General features: G+C 67.0%; 10 protein-coding genes. 7 read left to right on the top strand and 3 right to left on the bottom strand.

Features of this window, described 5'->3' with window-relative positions:
- Positions 1-936 precede the first annotated feature (936 nt).
- The 3 genes from AB0J68_RS16570 to AB0J68_RS16560 form a co-directional block, all read right to left on the bottom strand.
- On the bottom strand, positions 937-1,611 hold the full coding sequence (locus AB0J68_RS16570; protein ID WP_354862584.1) for a GntR family transcriptional regulator: 675 nt from the start codon (positions 1,609-1,611) through the stop codon (positions 937-939).
- Positions 1,612-1,681: 70 nt separating this feature from the next.
- Complete coding sequence (locus AB0J68_RS16565) at positions 1,682-2,623, bottom strand: 3-carboxyethylcatechol 2,3-dioxygenase (protein WP_354862582.1); 942 nt, start codon at positions 2,621-2,623, stop codon at positions 1,682-1,684.
- A gap of 1 nt (position 2,624) precedes the next feature.
- Entirely contained in the window at positions 2,625-3,503 is an 879-nt protein-coding gene (locus tag AB0J68_RS16560) for an alpha/beta hydrolase (RefSeq protein ID WP_355067895.1), read from the bottom strand.
- Positions 3,504-3,698: 195 nt separating this feature from the next.
- Between AB0J68_RS16560 and AB0J68_RS16555 the strand changes: the two genes are divergently transcribed.
- The 7 genes from AB0J68_RS16555 (at position 3,699) to AB0J68_RS16525 (ending at position 10,644) form a co-directional block, all read left to right on the top strand.
- Positions 3,699-4,814 carry a zinc-binding dehydrogenase gene (locus tag AB0J68_RS16555; protein WP_355067897.1) on the top strand — a complete coding sequence of 372 codons (1,116 nt, stop codon included), beginning with the start codon at positions 3,699-3,701 and terminating at the stop codon, positions 4,812-4,814.
- 10 nt (positions 4,815-4,824) lie between these two features.
- Positions 4,825-5,424, top strand: a complete 600-nt coding sequence (locus AB0J68_RS16550; protein WP_354862576.1) for a cysteine hydrolase — start codon at positions 4,825-4,827, stop codon at positions 5,422-5,424.
- A gap of 322 nt (positions 5,425-5,746) precedes the next feature.
- The gene (locus AB0J68_RS16545; RefSeq protein WP_363939212.1) at positions 5,747-6,442 is read left to right on the top strand and encodes a fumarylacetoacetate hydrolase family protein; all 696 of its coding nucleotides are present in this window, start codon (positions 5,747-5,749) and stop codon (positions 6,440-6,442) included.
- The gene (locus AB0J68_RS16540) at positions 6,439-7,401 is read left to right on the top strand and encodes an acetaldehyde dehydrogenase (acetylating) (protein ID WP_363939210.1); all 963 of its coding nucleotides are present in this window, start codon (positions 6,439-6,441) and stop codon (positions 7,399-7,401) included. Before AB0J68_RS16545 ends, AB0J68_RS16540 begins: the two co-directional genes overlap by 4 nt.
- A 29-nt stretch (positions 7,402-7,430) precedes the next feature.
- Complete coding sequence (gene dmpG / locus AB0J68_RS16535) at positions 7,431-8,462, top strand: 4-hydroxy-2-oxovalerate aldolase (RefSeq protein WP_363939208.1); 1,032 nt, start codon at positions 7,431-7,433, stop codon at positions 8,460-8,462.
- Between the two features lie 893 nt (positions 8,463-9,355).
- Complete coding sequence (locus AB0J68_RS16530; protein WP_363939206.1) at positions 9,356-9,877, top strand: hypothetical protein; 522 nt, start codon at positions 9,356-9,358, stop codon at positions 9,875-9,877.
- A gap of 116 nt (positions 9,878-9,993) precedes the next feature.
- Entirely contained in the window at positions 9,994-10,644 is a 651-nt protein-coding gene (locus AB0J68_RS16525) for a hypothetical protein (protein ID WP_355067904.1), read from the top strand.
- The last annotated feature ends 263 nt before the right edge of the window (positions 10,645-10,907 follow it).

Raw genomic sequence — 10,907 nt, 5'->3', positions numbered from 1 at the left:
CGCTACCAGCTTCGCCTGGCCGCTCGGGCCCGGGAGATGGTCGACCAGGGTACCGCCCTGGAGGCTGCCTGCCGGATCATCATCCTCGAAGACCAACTCGAGGAAGCTCTGCGGCAGAACCAGCAGCACGGGACAGGCAACGCGACTGACCGGACCACTGACGGGTGAGGTCGCCGGCTGGCGGTGAGCGGGCCGGCCCGCCAGTGCGAACCACCTCGTGGCCGCCCCTACTCCTGCTCGTTGGACCTCTTGCCATCCCGGCCGCCGGCCGGGTTGCGGTACGAGGCCGGGGCCCGAGGCGCCGCTCATCGCTATCGTGCAGCCGCCCGCGCGGTCCGAAGTGCCGAGTTCGGGCGGCGGGCAATCGACGTCGCTCGTCCCCGCAGCGTGCTCGGCATCGTGCGGGACCGCGGCCCGTTGCCGATCATGCTGCGCGTGGTGGGACGCGGGTGTGGCGGTAGTCGCGGAGAATCTTGAAGGTCTTCATGTGGGCCGGAGCGGGGGAGCAGGTTGGGGAGCAACAGGGGTGCACTGAACGGCCTGCAACTGCACCGAACGGCACTCAACGGCGCGTAGCTGCCCCACCCCTAGCTGCGGCTTCTCGTCTGTGCAGGTCAGAGTCGGTGCAGCGTCCTGCTTACGCTCGAAGGCGTCAGTGAAGGGAGCGCCCTCTGCTTTCGGAGATCGCTGCGCGGGTGCGGAGTGGGCGATCAGTCGTCCCCGTCGAACTCGGTTTCGTTGACGAGGCCGCCCAGGGGCCCAAGATCGCGGAGGGTGTAGCCGTAGGGCGGGCGGGCGCCCGCCCAGGTAGCGGCCCTCGAGGAGGGTCTGGCTTTCCGACCGCCGACCAACGCCGATCATGGGACGCCCTCGCGTCTGCTTGCTATCCCGCAACGCGATGTCGGCGACAAGCACCAACTCCGATAGTAACTACGATCAGTCGGCGAAGAGCCGGGTGATGGATCGGATGTGGTGGTCCATGGCGGCTCTGGCGACGGTGTCGTTGCGATCCCGGATTGCGGTTCGTATCAAGTCGTGGTCGTGATTTCGGGCATCGACGGCGCCAGCGATGGGTGCGGCGCCGGCGAAGCCGTACATCAGGAAGTCTGACAGTACCCACATGCGCTGGCTGAGGTCGGCTATGAGCGGCGAACGGGCCATCCGGTGGATGACCCGGTGGAAGCCGGCGTTGTGCTGGAAGTAGTCGCGACTGCGTTGGGCGACCTCGGGGGTGTGTTCCGCTTGATGTAGCAGCTCGAACGCGTGGTCGAGCTCTACGAGTTCCTCTGGAGTGTGTCGACGGGCCGCTGCTGCTGCGATGTCACCCTCGAACGAGCCGAACACGCCGAAGAAGTCGCGCGCCTCCTGCTGGGTGTACTGCCGGACAACACAGCCGCTCTGGGGCACGATCTCCACGAGTCCCATCGTGGCGAGTCGTCGCAGCGCCTCCATGACGGGTTGTTTGCTGACCCCGAACTCTTCCTTGATCGCATCGATCGGCACGCGGGAGCCGGGTGGGTACGTGCCCTCGACGAGCTGTTCTCGCAGGCGGTCGAACAGCAGACGTCCCAACGGGACGTCTGTTCTTCCCGATTCGGTGGCTATGCTCATCGCGGTTCCCAATCTCAGGTGCTGGCGCTGGGCACAAGCCAACCATGTCGACGAGTCTCGTCGGTCGTGCTCAGTCGAGGGTCACAGTGGTCAGGCCGAAGCCCGCAATCAGCTCACGGATCGGTCGGTAGTAGCTGTACTGAACGCTGTAAGCGCCACAGGATCCTAGTGCGGCATAGGCCGCGATCCAGGACCGCACCTCGTGTGAGGAGTTCCCGGCGATCCTGGCCATCTCCTCTGGCGTCCACGCATCCAGGCTGGTCAGGTCACCCGAGGCGAGGGTGGCCATGAGGGCGCGGTCCCAGTCGGGGGCGAGGTCCTGGATATCGGCGGTGCCTGCTGCGAAGGCCCTGGCGGTCTCGACGACGCGCTGCTCTCGTTCCTTCCGCCAGCTCGGAGTCGCGGGCAGATGGTGACCCAGCAGGACCCGGCGCTGCTCAGGCGTGGCAGTTGCCAGTCGAGCGACGGGCGGGTCGTGGGAGAGACCGCCAGAGGCGATGAGCAGGGTCCTCATCTCCAGTTGGGCAACATGGCGGCCGACTGCTTCGCCGAGAAGCCGGACTCGCTGGAGCGGGGTGAAGGGTGGTGCGACGGAGTTGAGGAAGATCGGCACCACGGGGCGGGCGGCGATGTCGCCGAAGAGGATCTCCATGGGCTGGACCGCGCCGTGGTCGAGCTCCATTTGAAGGGAGACCGCGAGGTCGATGCCTGCCGACATGACGGCCTCGGCGATCCCTCGTGCGATCTCCTCTGGCACGTTGAGGGGGCCCGGTTGGGTGCCGTAGTCGCCGACGCTGTTCGCCGCATAGCCGATGCAGAAGGGCGGCATCAGGTTGTAGAAGAAGCCGTTGTAGTGGTCCGGCCCGAAACTGATCACAAGCTCCGGGTCGAAGTCCTCCGCGAAGCGCCGGGCGGTCGTGAACGCCTGATCGAGCTCGGCTGCCACCCCAGCCTCAAGGTCGGCGTGTTCGAGCAGAGGGCTGTGAGAGGTGGCAATCAGTGCAACGGTCATCTCACACTGCTTCGTTTCCGAGCAGGAAGTCCAGGTGCACGCGGTTGAACACCGAGGTCTGCTCGTATTGTGGCCAGTGGCCGGCGTTTTCGATGACCTGCAGGCGGCCGTTGGGGATCAGCTCGGCGATGCGCCGGCCCTCGTCGACCGGGCCCGAGGGGTCCTTGGTCGTCCAGATCACCAGCGCCTCCGCCTTGATCGCACGCAGGTCGTCGTCGCTGAGCATGTTCCTCTTGCGTGTCTCGAGGTCCTGCAGAGCCATGTTCATCCGGCAGGCCCGCGGCCAGTCCGGCTGCTGGAAGATCATCTGGCGGGTCTTGATGAGGTCGGCGGTGACCATGGACGGGTCGGCCATCAGCCACTCCAGGCGCGCCTTGACCCGCTCCCAGGACGGGTCCTCCGCGGCCTGCATGGACAGCGTGTAGAGGCGCTCCATCACCTGCGGGTTGGCCATCGTGCCACCCATGGTGTTGAGCGCGATCCGCTCCACCTTGTCGGGATAAAGTTGGGCGAAACGGGCCGTTACCCAGCCGCCCAGCGATTCGCCGCTGAAGTACGCCTTGTCGTAGCCGAGCGTGTCCATGACGTGGTGGACCTGGTCGATGTAGTGGGGGATCTCCAGAGGGTGGTCGGGCTTGGCCGAGTAGCCGTGCCCGATGAAGTCGATGGCGTAGACGTTGAAGTGCTCGGCGTGCGCCTTCAGGTTCCGCACGTAGGCCTCGGCGTGACCGGTGACACCGTGCAGCATGAGCAGCAGTGGCTTGTCCTGCGACCCTGCCTTCAGGTAGCGGGTCCGGTAGGGCCCCGCCTGGATGAAGCCCTGGCTGAACTCCACCTGGGCGAGGTCTGACCACACACTGGTGAACTCACGCTCGGTCATGTCCGTCCTTCCCCTCGACGTCTCAACTAGCATGCTAGCTGGCCGATGTAATGTCCATACCGGGTGGCGCGCGATAGAACTTTTGCAGGGTGGAAGTTGTGGTAGCGATCACCTCGTGCCACGATGTGGCATGCCAATCTCCGGCGGTCCCGTTCCCCGGGAGGCTGCCGAACGCTACCTGTGAGGAGTCCGAACATGGCAACGATGCGAGCCGCGCGGCTGCACGAAGTCGGCGGCAAGTTCCAGATCGACGAGATTGAGAAGCCGGTCCCGGGTGACCAGGACGTGATTGTCCGCGTCGAGGCGGCGGCCATCGTCCAGAACCTGCGCAACGTCATCAACACCTACCCGACAGTCAAGCCCTTCCTCCCCCTGCCGCAGCTGCCTGCTGTCTTCGGCATGGACAGCGCCGGCGTCATCACGGAGGTCGGTTCCCGGGTACGCAACCTCAAGCCCGGCGACCGGGTCTACATCAACCCGGGCCTGGATTCCGGGGACTCGTGGGCCGCCCGCAACGGCGAGCCGATGAACGACCCGGCCTACACCTTCATGGGCTACTTCGGCTTCGGACCGGATTCCGCCGAGATCCACAAGGACTATCCGTACGGCGGGCTTGCGGAGTACGTGAAGGCGCCAGTCAAGAACGTCATCGTCATCCCGGAGAACGTTCCGCTCGACCACGCCACGCGCTTCGGCTACCTGGGCACGGCCTACAGCGGCCTACGCAAGGGCGACGTCCGCGCCGGCAGTAGCGTCCTGATCCACGGTGCGACCGGGACTCTCGGCGTCAACGCCGTCCTCCTGGCGCGCGCCATGGGGGCAACCCAGATCTTCGCCGTGGCGCGCAACAAGGAGCGCTTGGAGCGGGTCCGTCAGATCGACCCGGCACGCATCAAGGTCCTCTCCTTCGGCGAGCAGGAGGTTGGTGAGTGGGTCCGGTCCCACACGGATGGACGCGGCGTCGACGTGTTCCTCGACGCCACCGGTGACACCGCGACGGCTGACGTGACGATGGCTGGAATCTGGGCGCTGCGCCGTGGAGGCCGGATGGTCAGCATCGGCGCCATGCCCGAGGACCTCCCCATCCCCATGTACCGGCTCATGACCATGCACATCAGCATCATCGGGTCCCTGTGGTTCACCACCGCCGAGGGCGAGGACATGGCCCGGATGGCGGCTGCGGGCACTCTCGACCTGAGCCACCTCGACGCCTACCACTTCCCGCTCGAGCAGGCCAACGAGGCCGTGCAGGCGGCGGCCAACCACCGCGACGGCGGATTCGCCAGCGTCATCGTCCAGCCCCACAAGTGAGGACCCACTGATGAACCAGCTCAACGCGTCCAAAACCGCGCTTCTCATCGTCCACCTCCAGCACGACATCGTCACGGAGGGGACCGCCTTCGGGACGATCTTCTCTGCCGAGTACACCGCCCGCGACGTCATCACGAAGGTCAACGCCGCGGCAGAGCACCTGCGCGACAGGGGCGGAGTCGTGGTTCCGCTGCGTATCGCGTTCGCACCCGATCACTCCGACCTGAACCCCACGCTTCCGCTGCTGCAGATGGTGGCGCAGGCAGGCTGTCTCAAGGACGGCACGGAGGGCGCAGCCCTCGTTCCCGACCTCACGGTCACCGACTCCGACGTGGTCATCACGCACAAGCGACCGGGCCCGTTCACCGACTCCGCACTGGCCGACCTCCTCACCGAGCGCGGAATCGAGAACGTCATCGTGTGCGGCGTCGCAACCAACGCATCTGTCGAAGGCGCCGTGCGACAGGCCGCCGACCTCGGCTACCACACCGTGGTCCTTTCGGACGCGTCATCCGCCGCGGACGCTGGCGCCCACGAAGCATCTCTGGGCTCGATGGGGCTGTTCGCCGCCGTCGCAACCGTTGACGAGTTCACCTCTCAGCTGTCTTGACCGCTCGGCGCGCCAGCGAATCGCCCGCGCGCGCCATCTTCGGGGTCTCCGGCCATGCCTGCCGCATTTCCGGAGACCCCGACGCTCCACAGCAGACACCGGACGCGTCCGCCCATCGCACGTCGTACCGATGACAGCGGTAGCCCGGCTGCGGGCCTGCCCGAGTCCTCGGCGGCGACCCGACACGAGGACACAGATGACCCAGATACCCACAAGCACCGATCGGGCCGCCGCCATCACTCAGGCGGCCGACCGGCTCGAATCCGCAGCGCGCAACGGCACGCCGTGCGAGCCGGTGCGTGACCTGCTCGGTGACAGCGACATGGAGCTGGCCTACGCGGTACAGCAGCGACTCACCAGAAACCGGCTCGCTGCAGGCGCGCGTATCGTCGGCCGCAAGATCGGCCTCACCTCTCCCGCCGTACAGCAGCAGCTGGGGGTGGACCGGCCCGACTTCGGGGTGCTGTTCGACGACATGGATGTCTCCCACCTGCCCGTAATCCCGAGTGGGCGACTGCTCCAGGCCAAGGCGGAAGCGGAGATCGCGTTCGTACTGGGAGCGGACCTCAACTCCGAGAACTTGTCGGTCGACGTCGTCCGTGCCGCGGTTGACTACGCCGTCGCCGCGCTGGAGATCGTCGACAGCCGGGTGGCGGACTGGGACATCCGCATCACCGATACCGTCGCCGACAACGCTTCCAGCGGGCTCTACGTGCTCGGCTCGCAGCGGGTGACGCTCACCGACTTCGAGCCGGTCGACGTCACGATGCGGATGTACGTTGACGACGACCTGGTGTCCGAGGGCTACGGCGCCGCGTGCCTCGGCGATCCGCTCAACGCGCTGCTCTGGTTGGCTCGTACCACCCGTGAGCTCGGCGAGCCGTTGCGTGCCGGCCAGGTCGTACTCTCCGGCGCGCTCGGCCCGATGGTTGCCACTCCCACCGGCGCCAGGGTCCGAGCCGAGATCTCCTCCCTCGGCACCGTGACCGCCACGTTCTCGGCGAAGGAAATGCGATGAGCAAGATCAAGGTGGCCGTGATCGGCTCCGGCAATATCGGCACGGACCTGATGGTCAAAGTGCTGCGACTCTCCGAAACCCTCCAGATGGGCGTGATGGTCGGCATCGACCCGGAATCCGACGGTCTGGCTCGAGCCCGACGGCTAGGCGTGCCCACCACCCACGAGGGCGTGGACGGGCTGATCGCGATGGACGGCTTCGACGACATCGAGATCGTCTTCGACGCCACTTCCGCCTCCGCGCACGTGGTCAATGCCAGGAAGCTTGCCCCCTACGGCAAGAAGATAGTCGATCTCACCCCCGCTGCGATCGGCCCGTACGTAGTGCCTCCGGTCAACCTCGATGAACACCTCGACAGCGACGTCGCCAACGTCAACATGGTCACCTGCGGTGGCCAGGCCACCATCCCGATCGTGCACGCCATCTCCAGCGTCACACCGGTCCCCTACGCCGAAATCGTCGCCTCGATCTCGTCCCGCTCCGCCGGGCCGGGCACACGCGCGAACATCGACGAGTTCACCGAGACCACCAGGGCAGCGATCGAGAGGGTCGGCGGCGCCCTGCGCGGCAAGGCCGTGATCATCCTGAACCCTGCCGAACCCCCGCTGATCATGCGCGACACCGTCTTCGCGCTCATCGGTGACGCCGACCACAACGCGATCCGCTCCTCAGTGGCGGACATGGTCAAGCAGGTCGCGGCGTACGTGCCTGGCTACCGCCTGAAGCAGGAGGTTCAGTTCACCTCCATCCCGGACGACGAGCCGGTGCACACGCTGCTACCCACGGGCGCCGGACCGGCGACGACCAAAGTAACGGTGTTCCTCGAAGTCGAGGGCGCAGCGCACTACCTGCCCGCCTACGCCGGCAACCTCGACATCATGACCTCCGCCGCGCTCCGTACCGCGGAGGCCATCGCCGCCCGCCTCACCACCAAGGTCGCCCGTGAGGTGACCCGTTGACGACCCCTGCCGACCGAGAGACCAACGCCATGACCGGCTCCGCCCCCGTGAATCTGTACATTCAGGACGTCACCCTGCGCGATGGAATGCACGCCGTGCGCCACCGGGTCTCGCCGGACGACGTCGCGAAAATCGTCGCCGCCCTCGATGCCGCAGGCGTCGACGCGATCGAGGTCGCCCACGGTGACGGCCTCGCCGGGGGGTCACTCAACTACGGCCCCGGGTCGAACAGCGACTGGGAGTGGATCGAGGCCGCGGCCGACAACATCAAAACCGCCACTCTCACTACCCTGCTGCTGCCCGGCATCGGCACGGTCGCAGAACTCGAGCAGGCCTACCGGCTCGGCGTCCGCTCGGTGCGGGTCGCGACCCACTGCACCGAGGCCGACGTATCCGCCCAGCACATCGCCCACGCCCGCGACCTCGGCATGGACGTCTCAGGCTTCCTGATGATGAGCCACATGGCCCCGGCCGACGAGCTGGCGAAGCAGGCGAAGCTCATGGAGTCCTACGGAGCGCACTGCGTCTACGTCACCGACTCAGGCGGTCGCCTCACCATGAACGGTGTACGCGAGCGGATCCGCGCCTACCGGGACGTCCTCGACCCCCAGACCGAGATCGGCATCCACGCCCACGAGAACCTTTCGCTGTCGGTGGCCAACTCGGTCGTAGCAGTCGAGGAGGGCGTGACCCGCGTCGATGCCTCTCTGGCCGGTCATGGTGCCGGAGCTGGCAACTGCCCCATCGAGCCGTTCATCGCCGTGGCCAACCTGCACGGATGGACCCACCGCTGCGACCTTTTCGCGCTCCAGGACGCCGCCGACGACCTCGTCCGGCCGCTCCAGGACCGCCCGGTACGCGTGGACCGCGAGACCCTCACCCTCGGATACGCCGGCGTCTACTCAAGCTTCCTCCGGCACGCCGAGGCAGCCTCGAAGCACTACGGCATCGACGTACGCACCATCCTGCTCGAGGTCGGTAAGCGGCAACTCGTCGGCGGACAGGAGGACATGATCGTCGACATCGCGCTCGACCTGCTGGCCTCTCGCACGGCGAGCTGAGTCTCGCCCGGGGATGGTGTCCGCCGCTGTACGGTGCTAAAACGCCATGGTCCGCCATTCCCCCGCAGCGGATCGCAGTCGGGGACCTGCCAGCGGATGTGGTCGTCGGGCCAAAACGGGGCCGGCCGGTGGTGTCAGCGGCGGAGGCTGTCAGCAAGGCGCCCGTTGACGTGGGAAGTGCGGTTTGTGGCCGGTCGCGACCAGTAGCGGCCGACGGTGCGTTCGGACTTGCCGATCCGTACGGCGATGTCCGCCGGGTGCAGATGAGGGCCGCGGCGGCGCCAGTAGGCGACCGCGGTGGCGGTGCTCGTCGCCCTCGGACACCAGTATTTGTGGAGATTCGCGAGATCAACCGATCCTTGCGAATCGGCAGACGACGACACGAAGCATCCACGCGCATGGCGAACATCGGGGGGCGGTTCCGCCTGAGCTGATGCTCGTGCAGCCGTGCTGGTGGCGGCTATGAGTTGCCAACGTCGCCGTCGAGAAACTGTCCCTACCGGCCGCAACCCGACACCTGTGCGGCATCGGGCAACCCGCGCGGAACCGGGGCGAGGACGAGCAGCGGGATTCGGGGTCGCCGGACCGGCGCCGACCGGGCATGATCCGCTAGGCACCGAACCCGGCGGGCCCTCCGTCCTGTGCGGGAAGATGCGCGACACCCAGCTCATCTGGCCTGGCAGAGGCTTGGTCGCGCCGCTGAGGGGAACACTTTGCACTGCACGAAATGCGGAATCGAACTCGAAGGTCCCGGCCAAGGCCATACGTGCCGGTCCTCGACACCTCCACCCGCGCCCAGGACAGCGGGTTGGGACATCGCGACCTGGTTCGTAGCCGGTTTCGCCATTCTCTTCGCCCTAGCCGCGATCGCCGCAGCGATCCTCGGCAGCGCCGTGAGCGACCGTGCCCGCCCGCTGGCCCCGTCCGGAACCGGGGCGGCGATCGGTTACGTCCTGGCCAACCTGACTCTGATCGTCGCCGTCATCGGCCTGGGGATCAGCGGACTGATCTGGGGCCGCGGCACTCGTCAGATCGCCGAGGCGCACGGCTCCTCGGGCCGCTCGTACAGCCGCCACTGGGGCATACGCGTCTTCTCCTCCTGCGTCGTCTTGAGCGCCGCCACGGCCTGGTTGGCCGCCGACCGAACCGCCCCGCCCGTCCTGTTCGGCCAGGCAGCCCTGCGTACCCTCGGAGCCGCCGCGCTGATCGGCGGCGTGCTGCACAGCCGAAGGCGGGTTCTGCGGCTGATCGCCCACGTCGACCGCGTCGTCGCCGGACACTACTCAGCCGTCGCCGGGCAGGACCCGGCGTGGCCGTTGTCGCCCACTCCGACCAGCGACGACTGGAACGCCAGCCAATGGGACCCGGACGTGTTGCGCGACATCGAAGCCCGCCGTCACCGCGACAGAACCTGATCTCGAGGTGCGGCCGGTCGCCAGCGCGACGACGGTCGCGTACGGCGGACATCCGGATCTGCGGCATCGAGGCGTGCGACTGCGGGTTGATGTGCGCGATCGGATAGGTTGCCGGCGTGGATATCCAGGTGCTCGAGGGTGCGTTCGTTGAGGTGCCGACGGCCGATGCCAGCGGCATGGACCGGCGGGCATTCGGCGAGTTCGTGGGGCCGCGTGGGGAGTTGGCTTCGTACGCGTTCGGCTGGACCACCGGCTCGGACCCGCATGTCGCCCGACTGTCCGTTGGGATTGGTGTCGGCAATCCGGGTGGTGGCACCTTCCACGCCGTCGTCTTCGTGAACGACGGTGGTCATGCGTTCTCCCTGGTCGACGAGCCGTTTGAGCGGGTCCCGCAGGGCGGCCCGGACCTGACCGCGGAGCAGTCGCGTGCCCACGAGGACCTGCCGTTCGTTTGGTGGGTCACCGACCATGTCATGGAGCACGACCGGCGAGCCTGGTGGATGCGGCACTGGTTGCTTGGCACGGTCTGTGTCCAGACCCCTGAGGTGTTCGAACGTCATGAGCCTGTCTTGTTCGTCAGTCACGATGCGGACGACGGGGTCTGGCAGTTGGTCGGAGCCACCGACGCGAGCGGCAGCAACGGCAAAGTCGGGCACCTGCACCATGCCGTCGACGAGGACCCCAGCCTCATCGATGTTCTTGACCTGCCAGGTGGGCGCAGCGTGTCACGCGCGGGCGTCGGGAAACCCTGGACCGACAACGTCTGATCCAATCGCGGATTTCTCCTACCGCCCGTGTGTCGTTAGCCGAGACCCACGGCTCACAGGTATCCGGATCTGCCGCCGACATGGCGCAACAGCCGTCCGTCCACTCTCACTCAAGATCGCTCGCTACATCACCAGGCGATGATCGTGGCCGCAGACGTGTCCGCCAGCGCCATGGTCGGCGTGACTCACCAGGATTGCTGAACGAGTCAGCCGGCGGACCTACCCGAGCAGCGCCGCCGCCGCGGCCAGGGTGCCCAGCGACA

Origin of the sequence: Micromonospora sp. NPDC049580, assembly GCF_040675595.1 — a bacterium.
GTDB lineage: Bacteria > Actinomycetota > Actinomycetes > Mycobacteriales > Micromonosporaceae > Micromonospora.
Note: the sequence above shows the minus strand (reverse complement) of the source record. Positions and strands in the feature narration are given on the sequence as shown.